This is a genomic window from Nocardioides aquaticus (assembly GCF_018459925.1).
GTDB classification, from domain to species: Bacteria; Actinomycetota; Actinomycetes; order Propionibacteriales; family Nocardioidaceae; genus Nocardioides; species Nocardioides aquaticus.
Genome location: NZ_CP075371.1, coordinates 3020444 through 3044044, shown reverse-complemented (window position 1 = coordinate 3044044; position 23601 = coordinate 3020444). Strand labels below are relative to the sequence as shown.

The 23601-nt window shown below is 74.6% G+C and carries 18 protein-coding genes; 14 read left to right on the top strand and 4 right to left on the bottom strand.

The window, feature by feature from the left end:
• The first annotated feature begins 127 nt into the window (after window positions 1–127).
• The 12 genes from ENKNEFLB_RS14720 (at window position 128) to ENKNEFLB_RS14665 (ending at window position 13047) form a co-directional block, all read left to right on the top strand.
• Window positions 128–955, top strand: a complete 828-nt coding sequence (locus tag ENKNEFLB_RS14720) for an amidohydrolase family protein (protein WP_214056094.1) — start codon at window positions 128–130, stop codon at window positions 953–955.
• 57 nt (window positions 956–1012) lie between these two features.
• On the top strand, window positions 1013–1537 hold the full coding sequence (locus tag ENKNEFLB_RS14715; protein WP_214056093.1) for an MSMEG_0572/Sll0783 family nitrogen starvation response protein: 525 nt from the start codon (window positions 1013–1015) through the stop codon (window positions 1535–1537).
• An 8-nt stretch (window positions 1538–1545) separates the two neighbouring features.
• Window positions 1546–2643, top strand: a complete 1098-nt coding sequence (locus tag ENKNEFLB_RS14710) for an MSMEG_0568 family radical SAM protein (RefSeq protein WP_214056092.1) — start codon at window positions 1546–1548, stop codon at window positions 2641–2643.
• Window positions 2640–4133: an MSMEG_0567/sll0787 family protein gene (locus tag ENKNEFLB_RS14705; RefSeq protein ID WP_214056091.1), complete on the top strand. Its 1494-nt coding sequence runs from the start codon at window positions 2640–2642 to the stop codon at window positions 4131–4133. The genes ENKNEFLB_RS14710 and ENKNEFLB_RS14705 overlap by 4 nt, the downstream gene beginning before the upstream one ends.
• Window positions 4130–4996 carry a carbon-nitrogen hydrolase family protein gene (locus ENKNEFLB_RS14700; RefSeq protein WP_214056090.1) on the top strand — a complete coding sequence of 289 codons (867 nt, stop codon included), beginning with the start codon at window positions 4130–4132 and terminating at the stop codon, window positions 4994–4996. The genes ENKNEFLB_RS14705 and ENKNEFLB_RS14700 overlap by 4 nt, the downstream gene beginning before the upstream one ends.
• Window positions 4989–5291: an MSMEG_0570 family nitrogen starvation response protein gene (locus ENKNEFLB_RS14695; RefSeq protein ID WP_214056089.1), complete on the top strand. Its 303-nt coding sequence runs from the start codon at window positions 4989–4991 to the stop codon at window positions 5289–5291. The genes ENKNEFLB_RS14700 and ENKNEFLB_RS14695 overlap by 8 nt, the downstream gene beginning before the upstream one ends.
• Window positions 5288–6586, top strand: coding sequence for an MSMEG_0569 family flavin-dependent oxidoreductase (locus tag ENKNEFLB_RS14690; RefSeq protein WP_214056088.1), 1299 nt, complete (start codon window positions 5288–5290; stop codon window positions 6584–6586). Before ENKNEFLB_RS14695 ends, ENKNEFLB_RS14690 begins: the two co-directional genes overlap by 4 nt.
• Before the next feature lie 4 nt (window positions 6587–6590).
• Window positions 6591–7451 carry a carbon-nitrogen hydrolase family protein gene (locus ENKNEFLB_RS14685; protein ID WP_214056087.1) on the top strand — a complete coding sequence of 287 codons (861 nt, stop codon included), beginning with the start codon at window positions 6591–6593 and terminating at the stop codon, window positions 7449–7451.
• The gene (locus tag ENKNEFLB_RS14680; protein WP_246535567.1) at window positions 7448–8572 is read left to right on the top strand and encodes an MSMEG_0565 family glycosyltransferase; all 1125 of its coding nucleotides are present in this window, start codon (window positions 7448–7450) and stop codon (window positions 8570–8572) included. Before ENKNEFLB_RS14685 ends, ENKNEFLB_RS14680 begins: the two co-directional genes overlap by 4 nt.
• Window positions 8573–8581: 9 nt before the next feature.
• The gene (gene dapA / locus ENKNEFLB_RS14675; RefSeq protein WP_214056086.1) at window positions 8582–9478 is read left to right on the top strand and encodes a 4-hydroxy-tetrahydrodipicolinate synthase; all 897 of its coding nucleotides are present in this window, start codon (window positions 8582–8584) and stop codon (window positions 9476–9478) included.
• 35 nt (window positions 9479–9513) lie between these two features.
• Window positions 9514–11193 carry a ribonuclease J gene (locus ENKNEFLB_RS14670; protein ID WP_246535566.1) on the top strand — a complete coding sequence of 560 codons (1680 nt, stop codon included), beginning with the start codon at window positions 9514–9516 and terminating at the stop codon, window positions 11191–11193.
• Between the two features lie 99 nt (window positions 11194–11292).
• A complete protein-coding gene (locus ENKNEFLB_RS14665; RefSeq protein ID WP_214056085.1) occupies window positions 11293–13047 on the top strand; it encodes a sensor histidine kinase in 1755 nt (584 codons plus the stop codon).
• 89 nt (window positions 13048–13136) lie between these two features.
• Here ENKNEFLB_RS14665 and ENKNEFLB_RS22925 read toward each other — a convergent pair whose 3' ends face one another.
• Complete coding sequence (locus ENKNEFLB_RS22925; protein WP_214056084.1) at window positions 13137–16283, bottom strand: M4 family metallopeptidase; 3147 nt, start codon at window positions 16281–16283, stop codon at window positions 13137–13139.
• A 275-nt stretch (window positions 16284–16558) separates the two neighbouring features.
• Between ENKNEFLB_RS22925 and ENKNEFLB_RS14655 the strand changes: the two genes are divergently transcribed.
• Window positions 16559–19222, top strand: a complete 2664-nt coding sequence (locus tag ENKNEFLB_RS14655) for an FtsK/SpoIIIE family DNA translocase (protein WP_214056083.1) — start codon at window positions 16559–16561, stop codon at window positions 19220–19222.
• A 5-nt stretch (window positions 19223–19227) separates the two neighbouring features.
• Window positions 19228–21009, top strand: coding sequence for a helix-turn-helix domain-containing protein (locus tag ENKNEFLB_RS14650; protein WP_214056082.1), 1782 nt, complete (start codon window positions 19228–19230; stop codon window positions 21007–21009).
• A gap of 66 nt (window positions 21010–21075) precedes the next feature.
• Here the strand turns inward: ENKNEFLB_RS14650 and ENKNEFLB_RS14645 are convergent, their stop codons facing one another.
• From ENKNEFLB_RS14645 to ENKNEFLB_RS14635, 3 genes are read right to left on the bottom strand one after another with little or no spacing between them, the layout of a single operon-like run.
• Window positions 21076–21804, bottom strand: coding sequence for a response regulator (locus ENKNEFLB_RS14645; protein WP_246535565.1), 729 nt, complete (start codon window positions 21802–21804; stop codon window positions 21076–21078).
• A complete protein-coding gene (locus tag ENKNEFLB_RS14640) occupies window positions 21801–22430 on the bottom strand; it encodes a sensor histidine kinase (RefSeq protein ID WP_214059504.1) in 630 nt (209 codons plus the stop codon). Before ENKNEFLB_RS14640 ends, ENKNEFLB_RS14645 begins: the two co-directional genes overlap by 4 nt.
• Entirely contained in the window at window positions 22427–23452 is a 1026-nt protein-coding gene (locus ENKNEFLB_RS14635) for a hypothetical protein (RefSeq protein WP_214056081.1), read from the bottom strand. The genes ENKNEFLB_RS14640 and ENKNEFLB_RS14635 overlap by 4 nt, the downstream gene beginning before the upstream one ends.
• Between the last annotated feature and the right edge of the window lie 149 nt (window positions 23453–23601).

The following is a 23601-nucleotide window of genomic DNA, read 5'->3' as shown; positions in this document are numbered from 1 at the left end:
CCACCGCCCACCCGGTAGCCGCCGGAAACGTGGGGCCGGGACAGGTCACACGATCCTTACCTCCCCGGTCCGGCTCCGCATTCCTGTCGAAACCATTCCGAAACGACGGACGCGCAGGCTCGTCGGCATGGGGAAGCAGCACATCGACGACGCGCACCGCCACATCGGCGTGCTGCCGGCGTACCCGTTCTACGGCGGGCCGCCGGTCCGGCCGGACACCACCGCCCGGGCCACCGTCCGGGACTTCCTGGCCTCGCTCGACGCCGAGGGGATCGAGCGGACGCTGGTGCTGCCGAACTACGGCGTGCCCGACCCGCAAGTCGCCTTCGACCTGAACCCGCTCGCGCTCGAGGCCGCCCAGGCCGACGAGCGGGTCCGCTGCGGGCTGTGGGTCTCGCCCAAGGCCTCGGACGCGGCGCGCAACGACGGCGCCCTCGCCCTCGTCGGCGAGGAGGGGGTGGCCGCCCTCAAGACCAGCTTCCTGCTCGGCGGCGCACCCGACGACCCGGACTGCGCCGAGCAACTGGACCGGATCTTCACCACCGCCGCCGCGCACGACCTGGTCGTGCACGTGCACACCAGTCCCGGCGCCGCGTCCGACGTCGACCGGATCGGCCACCTCGTCGACCGGTACGGCGACGACACCAAGATCCACCTGGTCCACCTCGGCGGCGGGATGAGCGGGCACCTCAAGCTCATCGGCGGCCGGCTCTTCGACTGGATCGAGGCCGGCAAGCAGGTCTACACCGACACCTCGTGGGCCATCGGCTTCGCGCCCACCTGGCTGGTGGCGGAGATCGAGCGGCGCGGGGTCGGTCACGAGCGCGTCCTGTTCGCCACCGACACCCCCTGGGGCGACTTCGCCGGCGAGCACGCCCGGCTGCGCGCGGCCGCCGGCGACGGTGAGCTGTCCCGCGCCTTCTTCACCGAGAACTTCGAGGCCCTCTACGGCTGAGAGCAGCACGACCGGCACCACCCACCCGCACCACCCGACCGACCCACAGGAGAAGCGATGCCCGCGTTCGACGACGAGATCATGGCCAACATCGAGAAGTCCGTCGGGGAGATCCCGCACCCCTCGCAGGCCAAGGGGACCAACCTCTACGGCTCGACCAAGATCTTCCCCGACTACCAGGCCTCCGAGGGCCAGAGCTACCTCACGCTCGTCCACGGGATCCCGCACGAGTCGTCGGTCAGCTTCGTGGCCGTCCTCCAGGCCACCCGCGCGCTGCGCAAGGGCTTCGACTCGGCGCTCTACTTCTACGGCCCCGGCGCGCTGGCCTGCATGGACACCCGCGGCTTCCCGACCACCGGGGACGTGGCCTTCCCCGGCAACCAGAACATGAACGACTCCGTGAAGACCTTCATCGCCGAGGGCGGCACCGTCTTCTGCTGCCGCTTCGGCCTCGCACTGCACGGCTGCCGCGAGGAGGACGTGATCGAGGGCGTCATCCCGTGCCACCCGCTGGACGTCCAGGACGCGGTCATCCACTACGCCAACAAGGGCGCCATCATCAACTCCGTCTACAACCTCTGAGGCGCGAGATGGCCGCGCCGCACACCCCGTCCCCGCGCTCGACCCGTGTCGACGTCGCGATCCAGGGCATCCGCCTGCTCGACGCGCCCGTCGCGCGCCGCGCCGGCGCGGGCCCCAGCGACGACGGGCACGTGCTCCTCGACGGCGTCGGCGCGGCCGTCCCGCTCAACCCCCGCAGCCCGTACTCCGTGGCCGGCGGGCGGCTCCTGCTCGACGGGGCCGACACCGGGATGGGCGTCGAGTCGGTGGCCCGGCCACGGTTCTACGACCTCACCACCGCCGACGGCGTGCCGTACGAGAAGCTCGCCCGCCTGCACTCCGCGCACGTGCTCGCCACCACGGTCGTGCAGACCTGCGTGCGCTACGAGGAGGCCGAGCGCTGCCGCTTCTGCGCGATCGAGGAGTCGCTGCGCCAGGGCTCGACGGTCGCGGTCAAGACCCCCGCGCAGGTCGCCGAGGTCGCCCAGGCGGCGTACGAGCTCGACGGCATCAGCCAGATGGTGATGACCACCGGCACCTCGAACGGCCGCGACCGCGGCGCCACCCACCTCGCCCGCTGCGTGCGCGCGGTCCGCGAGGTGCTGCCCGACCTCCCGATCCAGGTGCAGTGCGAGCCGCCCGGCGACCTCGCCACCCTCCAGGAGCTGTACGACGCCGGCGCCCGCTCGATCGGCATCCACGTCGAGTCGCTCGACGACGACGTCCGCCGCCGGTGGATGCCCTCCAAGGGGGTCGTGCCGATGGCGGAGTACCGCGCGGCCTGGGCCGAGGCCGTCCGCGTCTTCGGCTGGAACCAGGTCTCGACCTACCTGCTGATCGGTCTCGGCGAGGACCCCGACGAGCTCGTCGCCGGCGCCCGCGAGCTGATCGCGACCGGCGTCTACCCCTTCGTCGTGCCGTTCCGCCCGCTGGCCGGCACCCTGGCCACCGACGTCGACGGCGTCGGCGCCCCGCCGCACGAGCTGGTCTACGACGCCACCTCCCGTGTCGCCGAGGCGCTGCGCGAGGCCGGGATGGCCGGGGCCGACCAGGCCGCGGGCTGCGCGGCCTGCGGCGCCTGCTCGGCGCTCGGCGCCTGCCCGTCGGCCGCGGAGCAGGCGTCGTGACCGGGCTGGTCGGCGACGTCGTCCTCACCGGACGCCCGCGCACTCCCGCCGCCGTCGACCCCGAGGCGTACGTCGTCGTACCCGCCGCCGGCGCCGACCTCGCCGCCTACCGCCGGCTGCGCCACGACGCCTTCGTGGCCGAGCAGGGCCTCTTCGCCACCACCGACGCGGACGACGTCGACGAGGACCCCCGCACCCGCGTGCTCGTCGCCCGGTCCCCGGACGGCGACGTGCTCGGCGGCGTCCGGGTCCACCCCGCCCACCACCCCGCGGTCGCCCCGGGACACGACCCGGGGTGGTGGCGCGGCTCCCGGCTGGTCGTCGCCCCCGACGCCCGGGTCGGCCTGGGCGTCGGCGCCTCCCTGGTCCGCGCCGCCTGCGCCGAGGCCGAGTCGGCCGGAGCCCTGCGCTTCGACGCCACCGTGCAGGCGCAGAACGAGGTGCTGTTCCGCCGTCTCGGCTGGCAGGTCCGCGGCCGCACCCACCTGCACGGCCACCCGCACGTCGAGGTCGACTGGCCGCTCGCGCGGGTCCAACGGCTGGTGGCCTCGACCAAGGCCGCGCTCGGCGGCCTGCTCGACGGCCTCGTCACCAGCCCGGCCGGGTTCCTCGGCGACGACGCCTCGCCCGTGCCCGGCAGCGACCTGGTCGCCGCCTGCGACGCGATCCTGCCCGCGATGGTCGAGCGGGACCCGGAGTGGGCCGGCTGGTGCGCGGTCCTGGTCAACGTCAACGACCTGTGCGCCATGGGCGCCACGCCCGTCGGGCTGCTCGACGCCGTCGCCGGGCGCGACGCCTCCTTCACCCGCCGCATCCTGCGCGGGCTCGGCGAGGCCTCCCGCGCCTGGGGCGTCCCCGTCCTGGGCGGGCACACCCAGACCGGTGTCCCCGCCGCCCTGTCGGTGACCGCCCTGGGCCGGGCGGCCGCGCCCGTGCCCGGTGCCGGCGGGCGCCCCGGCCACGCGGTGCGGGTCACCGCCGACCTCGGCGGCGCCTGGAGGCCGGGCTACACCGGCGCCCAGTGGGACTCCTCCTCCCACCGCACCTCCGCCGAGCTCCAGGCGCTGGCCGGCGTCGTGCCCGCCCTCGCCCCGGCCGCCGCGAAGGACGTCTCCATGGCCGGCCTCGTCGGCACCGTGGGCATGCTCGCCGAGGCCAGCGGCTGCCGCGCCGTGCTCGACGTCGCCGACGTCCCCGCCCCGGCCGACGCCGCGGCCGGCGACTGGCTGACCTGCTTCCCCGGCTTCGCCGTCGTCACCACCGACGCGCCCTCGCGCACGCCCGGCGAGGCCCTCCCCGGCTTCCTCACCTCCGCGGCCTGCGGCGCGCTCGAGGCCGGTGCCGGCGTCGGGCTGCGCTGGCCCGACGGCGTGGTCACCGAGGCCGTGGCCGCCGGGGTCACCGGGCTCGGCCCGGCCGGCCGAACGACCCCCGACCGACGACCCGACCGACGACCCGACCGACACCCCCACCGAGAGGACCACCGATGAGCACCAGCGTGGCGGCCGTGGCCGCCGGCTTCGGCCGCGACCTGGACGCCGACCTGGCCCAGGTCGAGACCCTCACCGCCCAGGCCAGGGCCCGCGGCGTGTCCGTGCTGGCGCTGCCGGAGGCCTGCCTGGGCGGGTACCTCTCCGCCCTGGGACGCGGCCGCGACGGCACCCACGACGAGGAGCCCGACTCGCTGCCCCCGGTCCTCGACCTCGCCGGGCCCGAGCTGCGCCGGGTCGCCGCGGCGGCGCGGGAGATGACGGTGGTGGTGGGGTTCTGCGAGGCCGACGGCCCGCTGCGCTACAACAGCGCGGCCGTGGTCAGCGGCGAGGGCGTGCTCGGCGTGCACCGCAAGGTGCACCAGCCGCTGGGCGAGGACCTGCACTACGCGGCGGGGGAGGACCTCCGCGCCTTCGACACGCCGGCCGGACGGGTCGGGGCGCTGATCTGCTACGACAAGGCCTTCCCCGAGTCGGCCCGCGCGCTGGCGCTCGACGGCGCCGGGATCATCGCCTGCATCTCGGCCTGGCCGGCCTCCCGCACCGCCACCGCCGGCTCGATCGCCGAGGACCGGTGGACCCACCGGTTCAACATCTTCGACCAGGCCCGCGCGCTCGAGAACCAGGTCGTGTGGCTGGCCTCCAACCAGGTCGGCACCTTCGGCTCGCTGCGCTTCGTCTCCCACGCCAAGGTCGTCGGCCCGGGCGGTGACGTGCTGGCCTCCACCGGCGCCGACGCCGGGATGGCCGTGGCCACCCTCGACGTCGACGAGGTGCTCGGCACCGCGCGCCGTTCGATGTTCCACCTCGGCGACCGCCGACCGGAGCTCTACGACTACGACCGGGTGGCCGCGCATGCCTGAGATGAGCTTCGCCGTCCGCTGGCCCGACGGCCGGGTGGAGGAGTGCTACTCGCCGTCGCTGGTGGTCCACGACCACCTCGCCGCCGGGGCGACCTACACCGTCACCGAGCTGACCGACCGGGCCGCCCGCGCGATGGCCACCGCCAGCGACCGCGTCCGCGAGCGGTACGGGTTCGCCTGCACCTCCGCGGCCGCCACCGTCGCCCAGGTCCGCCGCTCGGCCGCGTCCTACGACCCCACCGCCCTCGTCGAGGTGGTCGCGATGTGGCCGCCGCTCCCGGAGGAGACCAGATGACCCCGTACCCGTCCCAGCACGACGAGACCGAGCACCACGAGGTCGCCGTCGTCGGCGGTGGCCAGGCCGGGCTGTCCACCAGCTGGTGCCTGACCCGCGACGGCGTCGACCACGTCGTGCTCGAGGCCCGCACCCTGACCCACGAGTGGACCGACAGCCGCTGGGACTCCTTCACCCTGGTCACGCCGAACTGGCAGTGCCGGCTGCCGGGCTACGCCTACGACGGCCCGGACCCCGACGGCTTCATGACCCGCGAGGAGGTCGTGGCCTGGTTGGCCGGCTACCCCGCCACCTTCGGTCCGCCGGTGCGCGAGCACACGGCGGTGACCCGGCTGACGGAGCGGGACGGTGGCGGGTTCGTGCTCACCACCCAGGGTCCCGACGGCCCGGCCACGATGACCGCCGACCACGTCGTGATCGCGACCGGCGGCTATCACCTGCCGATCGTGCCGGCGTGGGCGCCGGCCCTCGACCCGGCCGTGACCCAGCTCCAGTCGGCCGACTACCGCCACCCCGACCAGCTGCCCGCCGGCGCCGTCCTGGTCGTCGGTTCCGGGCAGTCGGGCGCCCAGATCGCCGAGGACCTCCACCTGGCCGGTCGGCGGGTGCACCTCGCGGTCGGCGACGCGCCCCGGGTGGCGCGCCGCTACCGCGGCCGCGACGTGATGACCTGGCTGTGCGACATGGGGCTCTACGACACGCCGGTCGCCTCCTACCCCGGCGGGCTCGCCGCGCGGGAGAAGACCAACCACTACGTCACCGGCCGCGACGGCGGCCGCGACATCGACCTGCGCGCGTTCGCCGCCGACGGGATGCGGCTCTACGGCCTGCTCGAGGGCGGCGAGGACTCCCAGGTCCGGTTCCGGCCCACGCTGACCGCGGCGCTCGACGCGGCCGACGAGACGTACCGCTCGATCAACCGCGACATCGACCGGTTCGTCGAGCGGGAGGGCATCGACGCGCCACCGCCGTCGTCGTACGAGCCCGTCTGGGCGCCCGCGGAGGACCCGGCCACCCTCGACCTGGTGGCCGAGGGCGTCACCAGCATCGTGTGGGCGATCGGCTACCGCGCCGACTACCGCTGGGTCGACGTGGGCGTCTTCGCCGGCAACGGCCGCCCGACGCACACGCGGGGCGTCACCTCCGTGCCCGGGCTCTTCTTCCTCGGCCTGCCCTGGCTGCACACCTGGGGCTCGGGCCGCTTCCTGGGCGTCGCCGAGGACGCCGAGCACGTCGTCTCCTGCGTCACCGGGTCCCGCCGGGCGCCGCTGGGCGCACCGGCGCGGGTCGGCTGAGGGCGTGCCCGCGCTCCGGATCGGCGCGGTCGCCGGGCACTTCGGGCGCGACGTGGGGCGCGCCCTGGACAAGGTCGAGGGCATCGTCGCCGCGGCCCGGCAGGCCGGGGTCGGCCTGCTGGTCCTGCCCGACGCGACGCTGGGCGGCTACCTCTCCGACCTGCGCCGGCCCGACCCCGACTCGCTGCCGCCGGGGCTGGCCGAGGACGGCCCGGAGGTGCGCCGGGTACGCGTGGCCGCCCGCGACATGGTGGTCTGCCTGGGGTACGCCGAGGAGGTCGCCGACGGTGGCTCGACGCTGCTCTACAACGCCGCGGTGTGCGTGCACGGCGACGGCGTCCTGGGCCGGCACCACAAGGTGCACCAGCCGGCGGGGGAGGCCCTGGTCTACGCCGCCGGGGACGCCTTCCGGGCCTTCGACACCCCGGTCGGCCGGCTCGGGATGCTCATCGACTACGACAAGACCTTCCCCGAGACCGCGCGCGCCCTGGCCCTCGGTGGCGCGGAGGCCGTCGCCTGCCTCTCGGCCTGGCCGGCCTCGGTCACCGACCGCGCCTCCCGGCTCCCACGCGACCGCCAGGCCCGCCTGTTCGACCTCTACGACCAGGCCCGGGCCGCGGAGAACCAGGTCGTGTGGGCCTCGTCGAACCAGACCGGCGTGATGGGCGGGCTGAGGTTCCTGGGCCAGGCCAAGGTGGTCGGCCCGGGCGGCGACGTGCTGGCCCGGACCGGCGCCAAGGGCGGCCTCGCGGTCGCCGAGGTCGACGTCGCCGCCGAGGTCGCGCGCGCCCGGCGGGTGCTGCACCACCTCGAGGAGCTCGTGCCCGCGGCCTACCGCGTGCCGGTCGCCGAGGGGCGGCCGTGACCGTCCCCGCCCCCTCGTCCGCCCCCGCGCTGCCCCGGGTCGCCCTGCTGACCTACTCCACCCGGCCCCGCGGCGGCGTCGTGCACACCCTCGCCCTCGCCGAGGCGCTGGTCGCGCTCGGCGTCCGCGTCGACGTCTGGACCCTGGCGCGCGGCGGCGACGCCACGTTCTTCCGCCCCGTCGACCCGCGGGTCGGCGTCCGCGCCGTGGCCTTCCCCGAGGTCGCCGACGAGAGGGTCGGGGAGCGGATCGTGCGGTCCATCGCCGTCCTGCGCGACGCCTTCGACGCCGCGCGCGGGGCGTACGACGTGGTGCACGCCCAGGACTGCATCTCGGCCAACGCCGCGCTGCCGTGCGTGCGCACCGTGCACCACCTCGACACCTTCACCACGCCCGAGCTGGCGGCGTGCCACGACCGCGCCGTCGCGGCGCCGAGCGACCTGGTCTGCGTCTCGGCCGCGGTCGCCGCGGAGGTGCGCGACGGGTGGGGGCGTGCGGCCACCGTCATCCCCAACGGCGTCGACGCGGCCCGGTTCGCCGCGGGGGCGCAGGACGCGCCCGGCCGGGCGCAGTGGGCCGACCGGCTGGGCCGCTACGTCCTGGCGCTCGGCGGCATCGAGCCGCGCAAGGCCAGCCTCGACCTGCTCGAGGCGTACGCCGCGCTGCCGCCCGCCCTCCGCTCCGGGCGGCGGCTGGTCCTCGGCGGCGGCGAGACGCTGTTCGACTACCGCGACTACCGCGCGGCCTTCGACCGGCGCTGCGCCGAGCTCGACGTGGAGCCGGTGGTCCTCGGCACGCTCGACGAGGACGAGCTGCCGGCGCTGGTGGCGCAGGCCGACGCGCTGGCCATGGTCTCCACCAAGGAGGGCTTCGGGCTGGCCGCGATGGAGGCGCTGGCCGCGGGCGTGCCGGTGGTCGCGCGGGACCTCCCGGTGCTGCGCGAGGTGCTCGGCGACGCCGTCGCCTACGCCGCGGACGTACCGGGGACCGCGGCGGCGCTGGCCGGGGTGCTGGCGACGCCGCCGGACCCGGCCCCCGGACGCGCGGTGGCCGCGTCGTACACCTGGGAGCGCGCGGCGCGCGCGCACCTCGTGCTCTACCAGCGCCTGCTCGGGCGATAACGTGCCGCCATGACCTCCACCCCCGCGGCCCCGTTCGGCCGGGTCCTCACGGCGATGGCCACGGCGTTCGACGAGGACGGCGGGGTCGACCTCGAGGCCACCGCGCGGATCGCGGTGCACCTGGTGGACCACGGCCACGACGGCGTCGTCGTCTCCGGCACCACGGGGGAGTCGCCGACGACCACGGTGCGCGAGGACGGCGCGATCCTGGCCGCGGTCAAGGACGCGGTCGGCGACCGGGCCGTGGTGGTCGCGGGCGTCGGCACCAACGACACCGCCCACTCCGTGCAGCTGGCGCGCCAGGCCGCCGAGATCGGTGCGGACGGGCTGCTGCTGGTCACCCCGTACTACAACAAGCCGTCGCCGGCCGGCGTGCTGCTGCACTTCCGCAGCGTCGTCGAGGCCACCGACGTGCCGGTGATGCTCTACGACGTGCCGGGGCGCACCGCCACGACGATCCCGATGGACGTCTACGAGCAGGCCATCGCCTGGGACCCCGTCGTCGCGGTCAAGGACGCGGTCGGCGACCTCGCCCGGGGGCTGCGGCTGCGACGGCTGGGCTACGCCGTGTACTCCGGCGACGACCCGATGAACCTCGCCTGGCTGGCGCACGGCGCCGCCGGCGTCGTCAGCGTCGCCGGCCACGTCGTCGGCGACCAGCTGGCCGAGATGGTGCGCGCCTTCCTCGGCGGCGACCCGGTCCGCGCGCTGGAGCTCCACACGGCGATGCAGCCCGCCGTGGACGCCGTGATGGGTCCGGCGAACTACGGCGCCACCACCGCGAAGGCCGCGCTCGAGCTGCTGGGCGTCCTGGACAACCGGCGCGTGCGCCCCCCGCTGGCCGCCCTCGACGACGACGAGGTGTCCGCGCTGCGTGCCGGGCTCGAGGCCGCCGGCGTCCTCTGAGCAGCCGCCCCACCGACCCTCACCGAGAGGTCCCCGTGCCCCACCCCGAGCTCTCCGACCCGCCTGCGCTCACACCCGGCGGACTCCGCGTCGTCCCGCTGGGCGGCCTGGGCGACATCGGTCGCAACATGACCGTCTTCGAGCACGAGGGCCGGCTGCTGCTCGTCGACTGCGGCGTGCTCTTCCCCGAGGACCACCAGCCCGGCGTCGACCTGGTCCTGCCCGACTTCTCCTGGATCCGCGACCGCCTCGGCGACGTCGAGGCGCTGGTGCTGACGCACGGCCACGAGGACCACGTCGGCGCGACGCCGTACCTCCTGCGGGAGCGCCCCGACATCCCGCTCGTCGGCTCGCGGCTGACCCTGGCCCTGCTGGAGCCCAAGCTGCGCGAGCACCGCCTGCGCCAGAGCGTCCAGCACGTCGTCGCCGAGGGCGACACCATCTCGTTCGGCCCGTTCCAGCTCGAGCTGGTCGCGGTCAACCACTCCATCCCCGACGCGCTCGCCGTCGCGATCCGCACCACCGCCGGGCTGGTGCTGCACACCGGCGACTTCAAGATGGACCAGCTGCCCCTCGACGGCCGGCTCACCGACCTGCGGGCCTTCGCGCGGCTGGGCGAGGAGGGCGTGGACCTCTTCCTCACCGACTCCACCAACGCCGAGACGCCGGGCTTCACCACGGCCGAGACCAGCATCACCCCGGTCCTCGACCAGGTCTTCGCCGGGGCGCAGGGCCGGCTGGTCGTGGCCTGCTTCGCCTCCCACGTCCACCGCGTGCAGCAGGTCCTCGACGCCGCGGTCGCGCACGGGCGCAAGGTCGGCTACGTCGGCCGCTCGATGGTGCGCAACATGGCCATCGCCCGCGACCTGGGCTACCTGCGCGTCCCCGAGGGTGTCGTGGTCGAGGCCAAGGAGCTCGCCGGCCTCCCGCCGGAGCGCCAGGTGCTGGTCTCCACCGGCTCCCAGGGCGAGCCGATGAGCGCGCTGAGCCGGATGGCCCAGGGCAGCCACCAGCTCGTCCAGGTCGGCGAGGAGGACACGGTGGTGCTGGCCTCCAGCCTGATCCCGGGCAACGAGACGGCCGTCTACCGGGTGATCAACGGCCTGGCCGGGCTCGGCGCGCGGGTGGTGCACCAGGGCAACGCGCTGGTCCACGTCTCCGGCCACGCCAGCGCCGGCGAGCTCCTCTACTGCTACAACATCGTCCGCCCGCGCGCCGTGATGCCGGTGCACGGCGAGGTCCGTCACCTGCGCGCCAACGCCGAGCTGGCGCGGCGTACGGGGGTCCCCGACGTCGTCGTCGCCGGGGACGGCGTGGTCGTGGACCTGGTCGACGGGCGCGCCGACGTGGTCGGCCGGGTGCCCTGCGAGTACGTCTACGTCGACGGGTCCTCGGTCGGGCAGGTCACCGAGTCCGACCTCAAGGACCGCCGGATCCTGGGGGAGGAGGGGTTCCTCTCGGTGGTGGCGGTCCTCGACCTCGAGCGCGGCGCCGTGCTGGCCGCGCCCGAGGTGCACGCCCGGGGCAACGCGCTCCAGGGCGTCGACTTCACCGACGTCCGCGCGGAGGTCGTCGCCGCGCTGACCGAGGCCCTGGCCGACGGCACGACCGACGTCCAGCAGCTGCAGCAGGTGCTCCGCCGGACCCTCGGTCGGTGGGTCAGCCGCACCCACCGACGGCGTCCGATGATCGTGCCCGTGGTGGTCGTGGCCTGACCGGTCGCCTCAATCCCGCCCACAGGCGGGTCCGGGTGCCTAGACTCCGGGATGCCGCCTCGGTCCTCGGTGGACCAGAACACCTCGGGAGCCCGTCCGATGAACGTCGTTGCGTCCTCGCGACCTGAGGCGTTGCGTCGCCTCTACCGGCTGATGCAGCGGGTCAACGCCTCCGCGGACCTCTCCGAGGTGCTCGACGAGGTCGCCCACGGCGTCGTCGAGGTGCTCGGCTTCGGGGTGGCCGCGATCTCCCGGCTCGAGACCGACACGCTGGTGATGACGAACGTCGCCGCCCCGCCGCACGTGCGCGACCTCCTGCTGGGCCGGCGCACGCCCGTGGCCTCGCTGGTCAACGAGTTCGACCTCGCCGACGAGTGGGGCGTGCTGCGCTTCCTGCCGCACGACCGGCTCCCGGCGCCCCTCGAGGAGGCCGCCTGGGTGCCCGACCTCGAGCCCAGCCCGGTCGAGGGCGCCTGGCACCCCCTGGACACCTTGTACGCCCCGCTGTGGTCGGCCACCGGCCGGCTGCTGGGCAACATGTCGGTGGACCTGCCGGCCGACGGCATGGTGCCGGGCGAGCTCGAGCGCGAGCTGCTGGAGATGTTCGTGGTGCAGGCCGGCCTGGCCATGGACAACGCCCAGCAGCGCGACCGGCTGGCCACGCAGGTCCGGATGGGCGAGGTCCTCAGCGCCGCCTCGGCGGCGGCCCGGCTCGCCGACCTCGACCTGACCCTGGAAGGGGTCGGACGTGCCGTGGCGGACGGGTTCGGCGTCGACGAGGTGGCCATCCGCTGCGTCACCTCCGGTGACCTGGAGAACCTCGAGGACTCCCACTTCTTCGCCACCCACCCCGGGGGCTCGCTGACGCTGGCCCGGGTCGCCGCCGGGCTCGCGGTCGGGGCGGCCCGCTCCGGCCATCCCGCCGTCCTGGGGCCGACGGAGCTCACGCGCGTCTCCGGGCTGGCCCCGGAGAAGTGCGACGCCACGCTGCTGCTCGCCCCGGTGGGCGAGCGCGACACGTCGGGCTACCTGCTGGTGGCCCGACGGCCCGGGACGAGCACGTGGAGCGAGCTGGAGCAGGAGACGGTCGGCGAGATCGGGCGCCTGCTGGGCCGGGTGGTCCTCGACGCCCGGGTCCTCGAGCGCGAGCGGCACCTCGTGGGGGAGCTGCGGGAGCTCGACCGGTACCGGGGTGAGCTGATCGCCACGATCTCCCACGAGCTGAAGACCCCGCTGAGCTCGATCGTCGGCCACGCCGAGCTGCTCACCGACCTCGAGACCGGCATCGGGTCGGTCGAGGCGATCGCCCGCAACGCCCGGCGGCTGGACCGGCTCGTGCAGAACCTGCTGGACTACTCCGCCCTGCAGGAGTCGCGGGTCCACGTCCCCCGCCCGGTCGACCTGCGCGTGCTCGCGGCCGCCAGCGTCGAGCTGATCGCGGTCCAGGCCGAGCGTGGGGGACTGGTGCTCAACCTCGACGTGCCCAGCGAGACCGTGCCGGTCGACGCCGACCCCGACGAGCTGGGGACCGTGGTGGACAACCTGCTCGGCAACGCGGTCAAGTACACCCCCCGCGGCGGCGAGGTCACCGTCGGCGTCGGGTCCGACGACGCGGGCGGGGTCTGGCTGGAGTGCACCGACACCGGCCTGGGCATCTCCGCCGCCGACCAGGTCCACCTGTTCTCGGCCTTCCACCGCTCGACCAACCCCGAGGCGTTGTCGCTGCCGGGATCCGGGCTGGGGCTGGCCATCTCACGGCGCATCGTGCACCTGCACGGCGGGCGGATCGTGGTGCGCTCCGACCTCGGCGTCGGCAGCACGTTCCGGGTCTGTCTGCCCCGCGGGCGCGGCTGAGAGCCACCTCGCAACGGCGAGGGCCCCGCCGGACGATGTCCGACGGGGCCCTGCCTGGTGCGGTGCTGCGGTGCCGCGGGGGTGCTGGCTCAGCGGCGCACGACGCGCACCGTGAACCGGTCCGAGCTCTTCTCGAGCAGCTCGCCACCCTGGAACACCGCCGTCATCGTGGGCGTCCCGGGCCTGGCGAAGCGCCTGGTCGACTCGATCAGCGCGACGCCGCGGGCGTTGACCCCGTCGGTGCCGACGATGCGCCCACGCGAGCGCAGGGCGACCTGGCCGGAGGGGACGCTGCCGTCCTCGGCGACGACCTTCACCTTGGCCACGAACGGCTTGCCGGTACGCACCGGCTGCGGGATCGTCCGCTGGAAGGTCGTCGTGGTCGCGACGGGCTCCGCCGGGACCTCCTCGCAGAGCGCGACCGCGATGTTGTCGACGTTCCAGCCGAAGAAGCTGGAGCCGCCGCAACCGTCGCGGCCCATCGCGAAGCGGACCTGGATGGTGTCGCCCGGCGCGACGCCGGCCTGGCCCAGGTCGACGACCGAGGTGCCCCAGCTGCCGAAGACCGAACCGCCGTCGGTGCCGGTGAAGCCCGGCTGGCCCGCGAGCGGGTTGGTGTTGCCCTCCGCCTCGGTCGAGATCTGGTCGGGGGCGTTGAAGGCGAAGGCCTCCGCCGGGACGGGCGCGAACTCGCCGCCGTCGACGGCGACCTGCACGTTGCCGCCGTCGAAGCCGAGCTCGGTGGCCACGTAGTGCTCGAACGACATCCGCGGCGTGGTGCCGTCCGCGGGCAGCTCGATGTCACCGCTGGTCATCCAGTCCACCGACGAGATGTCGGAGGCCGTAGCGGAGCAGTCGCCCTCGTCGGGCCCCGGCGCGAAGGCCACCGTGGACTCGTGGTCGCCGCGGTAGGTGCGCGTCGTGGTCCACGGGAAGGTCTCCCCGCCGTAGACGTTGTCGCCCTCGAGGGTCCAGGCGTCCAGACCGTTCTCGAAGTCCTCGGAGAAGACCTCGGTGCCGGTGAAGCCCTCACCGCAGGTGCCCGGGTCGCCCGGGGCGAGCAGCGGCTCGAAGTTGCACTTGTCGGTCGGGTCGAGCCGCAGCTCGACGGCCTGGGCCATCGCCGCGACCTGGGCGCAGTCGTCGGCGGTGATCTTGTCGACCGCCCGGACCACGTCGTTGGGCTCGGTGGACAGCTCGTTGATGGCCTTGCCGGTCAGGTCGGCGCAGGAGGCCTCCAGCGAGTTCGCGTGGTCCACGAAGTCGCTGGCCGGCGTCTGGTAGTCGAGCATCGCCTTGTAGTAGATGTTCAGCGACTTGTCGAGACCGATGCCGCCGACCTCGACGCCGTTGTAGTCGCCGCCGTCGACGAGCAGCGAGTAGCCGCGGTTGACCACGCCGGAGTTGGAGTGCACGCCGCCGTTGTCGTCGGTGGAGCACTTGTACTCGGCGTCGCTGACCTTGCCCGGGTCGCCGTAGCAGGTGGGGTTCCACATGTCGCGGATCGCGCCGCCGAAGGCGCCGGACTTCTCACCCACGAGCCAGCGGAAGGAGCTGGTGCGCTCGCCGCCGGCGTCCTTCATGGTCACGTTGACGGTCTCGCCGCCGGTGAGCGCGGTACGGATGGCCTCACGGTCGGTGAGACCGATCGAGACGGTGGCGACCAGGCTCTGGTCGTCGCCGGACATCCCGATCGGGGCGTCGTCACGGTTGCCGATGATCAGCGCGGCCGCGCCCTCCTCGGTGGCCATCTCGGCCTTCTCGGTGAAGGCGCACAGGCCGCGGTCGACCAGCACGATCTTGCCGGTGACGTCCTGCTCGTAGGGCGAGCAGCCGTCGAGGGCGGTCCCGCCGCCCGGCTCCACCTCGTCGGTGGGGGCGACGACGTCGCCGGTGATGCCCTCGGCGGTGAGCTGCTCACCGAACGAGGCGCCGCCGGTGAGGCAGTCGCGGGCGATCGAGCCGGGCGCGTTGATCGTCAGCACCGGCTTGGCCGGGGAGTTCGTCGAGCACGTGTCGACCGGGCGCGGGGAGCTGATGTCGCCCTCGCCCTCGTCCTCGCGGCCGTTGATCAGGTCGAGGGTCTCGCCGAAGACGTCGGAGTAGCCCTCGTTGAGCGCACCCGGCTGCCACTGGTAGATCAGGCCGTGGGTGTACTCGGTGTAGGCGTGGCCCCACTCGTGGGACACGACGTCGTCGGAGGTGACGCCGTCGCAGTAGTTGGTGGTCGTGCCGTTCCAGTTCGCGTTGGGGCAGGCGATGGCGGGGTCGTTGTTGATGGTGCGCATCACCGCGCCGGCGCCGTCGTAGCTGTCGCGGCCGAAGGCGTTCTTGAACAGCCAGTACGACTCACCCGTGGAGCGGACCAGGTTCTCCTGGTCGGTGTTCAGGTCGCCGGGCAGCGGGTCGCCCTCCTGCCAGACCAGCTCGAGGTTGCGGTTCTGGTCGGCCTCGTAGAGCTCGCGCTCGAGCGCGCCGTGGACCAGGGAGTAGCGGTTGAGGATCTTGCCGGTCTGGGCGTCGACGAAGACCATGTCGCGCACGTTCGCGTCGTTGCCGACCTCGATCGAGTACGCCAGCTCGTTCTCGCCGCCGGCCACGCCCTGGGCCAGGCCCGAGCGGTAGACCAGCAGGGACGGGTCCTTGGCCTCGATGCCGGCGACCGAGCCGGCCTTGCCCTCGTCGTCGGTGGGGGGCTGGGCCTTGACCATCGCGACGGCGGCGCGACCGGCCTCGGCGGCGGAGATCGCCGGGTCGGTGCTGAGGCCCTGGACCGGCACCAGCTCGCCGTTGACGGCCGTGAGGTCGCCCTGGTCGTCGAGGTGGGCCTTGAGCATCGAGCCGAAGACGGGGACGCCGTCGTACTCCTGGGTCCAGGTCACGACGGTGCCGAGCTCGTCGCGGGTGACGCCCTCGCGCACCAGCTGCTCGCTCGGGGCACCGAAGGCCGGGGCGAACTCGTCGACGTAGGCCTCGGCCTTGTCCACGGCCGAGGCCGCGGAGTCGGCGGCCGTGCCGGGCAGCAGGTCGCTGCCGGAGCCGGTGGCGCGGATGAAGCTGATCTTGCCGGTGGCGCGCTCGTCCGAGACCCGGACCTGGCCGCTGGCGTCGTCCTGCATCCGCTGGACGAGCGTGCGGTCGGGTGCGGCTGGGGCCGCGGTGGCCGAGAGCGGCGACACCGCCGTGAGCCCTGCCCCGAGAACGGCGAGGGCCAAGCCCTGCCTGAGGATCTTCACGTGTTGTTCCCTCCGAGTGGGTGTGGTGTGCGGTCCGGGGTGGCCGTCCCGCCTGTCGCACCCTAAGGACGGGGGCGGGATTGGTCCAGACCTCTGCGTAACAACTCGGTGTCACCCTGGCGTCACCGCCACGTCGACCCGACGACACCGTCGCGTGGTCGCCCTGTGGGGCGGGCGTGGACGGATCGGTGGGCTCCCGGGCCGTCCGGTCGGCCCCAAGACACGCACTGCTGTGGTCCGTGGGACGCATGTGGCACAGAACTAGGGTGTCGACCATGGCGACCCGTACGTCTTCCCCGCCGGGGTCGCGGAGCAAGAGCACGTCCTCGTCCACGTCGACCAGCGCCAGCCGGTCCACGGGCGGCAAGGGCTCCTCGACTCCTCGTACCCGGAGCACGCGGAAGCCCCCCAGCCCCTCCTCCCGCTCGACCTCCCGCTCGACCCCGAAGAAGCGGCCCGCGCCCCGCGCGGTGCGCTCCGGGCCGAGCCCGGTGGTGCGCGTGGCCGGGGTCGGGGCCCGCGGGGTCGCGGCGACCTGGGGCGCGGTCGCCGGCGGCGTCGGCGCCGCTGCCCGCGGGATCGGGCACACCGCCCGCGACCTCGAGCCCGAGCACCGTCGCGACGGTGCCGGCCTGGTCCTGCTCGGCCTCGCGCTGGTCGCGGCCGCCGCGGTCTGGTTCGAGGTGCCCGGTGGCGCCATGGAGCTGGCCCGCACCCTGGTCACCGGCAGCGTCGGGCAGGTCGGCTGGCTGGTGCCGCTGGCGCTGGTCGTCGCGGGGTGGCGCGTCATGCGCGACCCGGTCCGCAACGGTCCCGCCGGCCGCCAGGTGATCGGCTGGTCCGCGCTGTCGTTCGGCGTGCTCGGGATCGTCCACGTCGCTGCCGGCGACCCGCAGCCGCTGGCCGGCGACACCTCGCCGCTGCGCCAGGGCGGGGGAGCGGTCGGCTACGTCGTCGCCTCGCTCCTGCTCGACCTGCTCCGCACCCCCTTCGTCGTGGTGCCGGTGCTGCTGCTGCTCTGCCTCTTCGGCGTCCTGGTCATCACCGCCACGCCCGTCTACCGGGTCCCCGAGCGGCTCGCCGACCTGCGCGACCTGCTCCTGGGCCGGGCGCCGTACGACGAGGACTCCCTCGACGACGGTGCCCCCACCCAGCCGATCCGCACCCGCCGGCCGGCCGACGAGGTCGACCCCGACGCGGGCGACCCGCCGTACGACAGCCCGGTCCTCTCCGACCGCGAGATCCGCAAGCGGGCGAGGAAGGCCGCGCCCGCCGAGGACGCGCCGTACGACGTCGACGCGGACTCCGAGGACACCCAGCTCGGGATGGCGCCCGTCCCGGACGAGGCTCCCGCCGCGCGCAGCCCGCGCCGCCGGCCCGCCCCGGACCCCGAGCCCGAGCAGGTCGAGCTGGCCGCGCCGCCGCACGCCGACCTCCCGGCCCGCGTCGAGCAGCTCGCGCTGTCGGGCGACGTCGTCTACAGCCTGCCGACCAGCGAGGTGCTCAAGCCCGGCTCGGTCCACAAGGCCCGCTCCAAGGCCAGCGACGCGGTCGTCGACCGGCTGACCCAGGTCCTCGACGAGTTCGCGATCGACGCCCAGGTCACCGGTTACACCCGGGGCCCCACGGTGACCCGCTACGAGGTCGAGCTCGGCCCCGCGGTCAAGGTCGAGAAGGTCACCGCGCTGAGCAAGAACATCGCCTACGCCGTCGCGTCGGCCGACGTGCGGATCCTGAGCCCGATCCCGGGGAAGTCCGCGATCGGCATCGAGATCCCGAACCTCGACAAGGAGATCGTCTCCCTCGGTGACGTCCTGCGCTCGACCGTCGCCCGCAACGACCACCACCCGATGGTCGCCGGGCTCGGCAAGGACGTCGAGGGCGGCTTCGTGGTCGCCAACCTGGCCAAGATGCCGCACCTGCTGGTGGCCGGCGCGACCGGCTCGGGCAAGAGCTCCTTCATCAACTCGATGATCACCTCGGTGCTGATGCGCTCCACGCCCGACGAGGTGCGGATGATCATGGTCGACCCCAAGCGGGTCGAGCTGAACGCCTACGAGGGCGTGCCGCACCTGATCACCCCGATCATCACCAGCCCCAAGAAGGCCGCCGAGGCGCTGGCCTGGGTCGTGCGCGAGATGGACCTGCGCTACGACGACCTGGCGAACTTCGGGTTCCGCCACATCGACGACTTCAACAAGGCCGTGCGGGCCGGCAAGGTCGAGCTGCCCGAGGGCAGCGAGCGGGTGCTCTCGCCGTACCCCTACCTGCTGGTCATCGTCGACGAGCTGGCCGACCTGATGATGGTCGCCCCGCGCGACGTCGAGGACGCGGTCGTGCGGATCACCCAGCTGGCCCGCGCCGCGGGCATCCACCTGGTGCTGGCCACCCAGCGCCCCTCGGTGGACGTCGTGACCGGCCTGATCAAGGCCAACGTGCCGTCGCGGCTCGCCTTCGCCACGTCCTCGCTGGCCGACAGCCGGGTCATCCTCGACCAGCCGGGCGCCGAGAAGCTGGTCGGCCAGGGTGACGGGCTGTTCCTGCCGATGGGCGCCTCCAAGCCCGCGCGCATCCAGGGCTCCTGGGTGACCGAGGCCGAGATCGCCCAGGTCGTGGCCCACTGCAAGACCCAGCTGCAGCCGACCTACCGCGAGGACGTCACCGCCCCCGCGGCCGCCAAGCGTGACCTCGACGACGACATCGGTGACGACCTGGACCTCGTGGTCCAGGCCATCGAGCTCGTCGTCTCCACGCAGTTCGGCTCGACCTCGATGCTCCAGCGCAAGCTGCGCGTGGGTTTCGCCAAGGCCGGGCGCCTGATGGACATCCTCGAGAGTCGCGGGGTGGTGGGTCCCAGCGAGGGGTCCAAGGCCCGCGACGTCTTGGTCAAGCCCGACGAGGTCGACGGCGTCATCGCCATCATCCAGGGGGAACAGTGAACGACGTGCAGCTGATCGAGTCCGGGGTCGAGGACGGCCACGACCGTGCCGAGGTCGAGGTGCGCCGCCGCGGCGCGGTGACCGGGGGGGTCGGCGTCGCCGGCTGCCTGGTCGCCCTGGCCTGGCTGGCACGGGCGATGGCCTCCGGCGCCCCGCTGGACTGGGCGCTCTGCCTGGCGATGGGCGCGGTCGGGGTCGTGAACCTGCTCGCCTTCGTCGACGCCCGCACCCCGGTGCTCGTGGCCGACGACCAGGGCGTGCGCGTGCGCCGCGGGCAGACCTGGCACGGCCTGACCTGGGACCAGGTCGACCGCGTCGAGCACCGCCCCCGCCGCGGGCCCGTCCGCGACGGGTCGCTGTCCTTCGTGGGCGTGGCCGCCGACGACGACCCGCTGACCGTGCCGCTGAGCCTGACCACCCGCGTGGTCGGCACCGACGACCTGCCGGGCGCCCTGCGCGCGCTGGCCGACGGTGCGACCGAGGTGGTCGACGCCGGGCGGGTCACGGTGGCTGCTGAGCCGGTCGAGGTGCCGGTGGCTGCTGAGCCGGTCGACGAGCCGGTCGACGAGCCTGTCGACGAGCAGCAGGACGAGCTGGACGAGGACGACGAGGCCCGCGAGGGCCTGGCCGCGCGGCTGGGCCGGTGGGTCGAGGAGCGGCGCGCGGCGCGGGCCGAGCGCGCCGAGCTCGCCGACGCCGACGCCGACGACGAGGACGAGGACGAGGGCGCCGAGGTCGCGGACACCGGCCGTACCCGGTCCCGGCACGACGACGCGGGGCTGCCGGCCCCGACGCCGACCGTCGTGGCGAGCAGCACCCCGCTGCCGTGGCGCGACCTGTCCAGCGGCACCCGCGCCGACGTGGTGCTCGGCGCGGCCGCGCTGCGCCTGGACCCCTCGGAGACCGACGACGACAGTGACCGCTCCCGGCTGCCCGAGGCGCGCGAGCTGCGCCGCGACGGCAGCGTCAACCTGGTCGAGGAGACCTCGGTGTGGGGCGACCGGGTCCGCCCGATCGCCCGGGCCGGCGAGGCCGTCGACCCGCTGGTCCTCGACGACTACGCGCCGCTGCCGGTGACCGACCCGGTGATCGGCCCCGAGCTGGCCGCGGCCCGTACCCGGCTCGGTCTGTCCGTCGACCAGCTGGCCGACCGCACCCGGATCCGTCCGCACGTGATCGAGTCGATCGAGGTCGACGACTTCGCGCCGTGCGGCGGGGACTTCTACGCCAAGGGGCACCTGCGCACCCTGGCCCGCGTGCTGGGCACCGACTCGGCCCCGCTGCTGGCCGCCTACGACGAGCACTACGCCGACGCGCCGATCGACGCCCGCCGGGTCTTCGAGGCCGAGCTGGCGACCGGTGCGGGCGGCTCGATCCGCGGCACCCGCGGCGGTCCGAACTGGTCGGTCCTGGTCGCGGCGGCGATGACGGTGATCCTGGTCTGGTCGGTCGCCCGGCTGGTCGTCGACCGCCCGTCCGACCTGGCTCCGCCCACCCCGCGCCTGAACAGCAGCGGCGGCGTCGACAACGGCGTCGCGACCGGCACCGGTGCCGCGGTGCCGGTCGAGCTGACCGCCGCCGGTGGTGGCGCCCAGGTGATCGTGCGCAGCGGTTCGCAGGTCGTCTTCGACGACCAGCTGGCGTTCATGCAGACCATCCAGCTCGACGTCGCCCCGCCCGTCCGGATCAGCTCCACCGACGGCGGGCTGCTGGTGACCGTGGACGGGACCGAGGAGGGCCCGCTCGGCGAGACCGGCCAGGAGGCCCAGGACGTGTTCGTCCCCTGACCCGGGGGAGCTGTGGGCTCCGGCCGGCTCGCGGCACGACGCCTCGCGCCGGGCGGATCAGGCGGATCAGGCGCGGCGGTAGCGCCGCTCGGGGCGGCCGCTGCCGCCGTACTGCAGGCGCACCAGCGCCTGGCCGTCGGCCACGAAGTGCTCCAGGTAGCGGCGGGCGCTGACCCGGGAGACGCCGACCAGCTCGGCGCACTCGGCGGCCGACCGCTCGGCGCCGCCGTCCAGGGCGGCCAGGACGGTGCCGGCGGTCTCCCGGCTCAGGCCCTTGGGCAGGGGAGCCGGGGAGGTACGCCCCCCGGGGGCGAACGCCGCGTCGATCTGTTCCTGCGCGGGGCGGACGGCCCCCTCCAGCGCGGCGCGGGCCGCCCGGAAGGCCTCCAGGCGCCACAGCAGGTCGTCGGCCTCGAACGGCTTGACCAGGTAGTGCGCGGCCCCGCCGGCCACCGCGGCGCGCACGGTGTCGGCCTCGCGGGCGGCGGTCACCATCACCACGCCCACGTCGTTGCCGGCCGCGCGCAGCCGGCGCAGCACCTCGATGCCGTCCACGTCGGGCAGGTGGACGTCGAGCAGCACCAGGTCGGGGGTCAGTCGCTCGACCTCGGCCAACGCCCCCTCGCCGGTGGCCACGACGCCGACGACCCGGAAGCCGACGGCCCGCTCCACGAACCGGCTGTGGATCGAGGCGACCATGAAGTCGTCGTCGACCACCAGCACGCCCAGCTCGCGCCCGCCCGACGGCGGTGCCGGCGGTGGCGGCGGTGGCGGGGGTGCGTCGGGGGTGCTCACGGGGTGACGTCCTCGAGGTCGGGCAGGCGCGCGGCGAAGACCGCGCCGCCCGCATTGTGCACCGCGACGCTCCCGCCGCGCCGCCCGCAGACGACCTGGACCAGGGCCAGGCCGACACCGCGGCCGCCCTCCTCGGTCGGCTTGGTGGAGAAGCCCCGGTGGAAGACCTGGTCACGATCGGCCTCGGCGACCCCGGGCCCGGAGTCAGCGACGCGGACGACCACGGCGGCGGGCCCGTCCGGGCCGGCCTCCTCGCGTCGCAGCAGCACCTCGACCCGGGCGTCGGGGGAGGAGGCGACGGCGTCGACGGCGTTATCGACCAGGTTGCCGAGCACCGTGCCGACGTCGGCCGACAGGTCGGCCCCGAGCCGGGGGAGCGCGGTCGCGGGGTCCAGGACGAGCTCGACGCGACGCTCGGCGGCCAGGCTGGTCTTGGCGATCAGCAGCGCCGCCACGGCCGGGTCGTCGACCCGGGCCAGGACCCGGTCGCTGATCTCGGCGCGCCGGCGGTTCAGGGTGCCGAGGAACGCGCCCAGCTCGTCGTAGGCCTCCAGCTGCACCAGGCCCGAGATCGTGTGCAGCTGGTTGCTGAACTCGTGCGTCTGGGCCCGCAGCGTCCCGGTCACGCTCTCGCGGGCGCTGAGCTCGCTGCGCAGCGCGAGCAGTCGGTCCGGTCGCGCAGCGTGGTGATCGTGCCGATCCGTCGCCCGCCGGCCTCGACCCGGTTGCGGTTGGTCACCAGGGTCCGCCCGTCGACCACCAGCACGACGTCGAGCAGGTCGTCGGTGCCGGCCAGCACCTCGCGCACCGTCGGCGCCACGTCGAGGTCGGCCAGCGCGCGGCCCTGTGCGTCCGGCGGCAGCCGCAGCAGGTCGCGGGCGCTGTCGCTGACCACCGTCAGCACGCCCTCGTCGTTGACCGCGACCACGCCCTCGCGGATCGAGGTCAGCAGCGCCTCGCGCTGGTCGGCCAGCGCCGCGATCTCGGCCGGCTCCAGGCCGCGGGTGCGACGCCGGATCAGGCGCGACAGCAGCACCGAGCCGGCGAGCCCCAGGGCCAGTCCGCTGCCGAGCACGACCAGCACGTCGGTACGGGTGGCCGACAGCCGCTCGGTCAACGGGGGATAGGTCTCGGTCACCACCGCGATGCCGACCTGGCGCGGCGGCCGTCCCGGCCGCCGGGGGGTGAACGCCCGCGCACCCCCGTAGACCGGCACGGCCGCCGCGATCACCCGGGACCCGCGGTCCACCAGGTCGCCGATCCAGGTGCTGCCGCGCGCGGCGGACCCGTCCCCGAGCACGAGGGTGTCGCCCTCCCGGGTCGGGTCGGTGGAGGCCACGACGACGCCGACCGGGTCGGTGAGGTAGACCGTGGTCGCGCCGACGTCGTCCTGGCGCTGCGTGACGTAGAAGGCCAGCGAGCCCGTGGGCGGCGCGCCACGGCCGCTGTCCCTCGCGGCGAGCGCGTCCTGCACCGCCGCGGTGTTGGCCAGGACGGCCGCGGCGGCGCGCAGGCGCGCGCCCCGGGTGTCGCGGAAGTCGGCGTCGCTCTGGCGCACCGAGACCACGCTGGTCACCGCGACGACCAGCACCAGCACGACCAGCTGGAGCAGCAGGAACTGGCCCGCGAGGGTCCGGGGCAGCGGCACGCGTCCCCGGCCCGGGCGCGGGCGCCTGCCCCGCCCGCCGCCGGTCCCGTCCGGCTCACCGCGTGACCACAACGTCCACAACCTCCTTTGCTTGCCTAACCGTGACCGGCGCCACAGCGTGCGTGACGATCGACACGTCCACTCGCTGC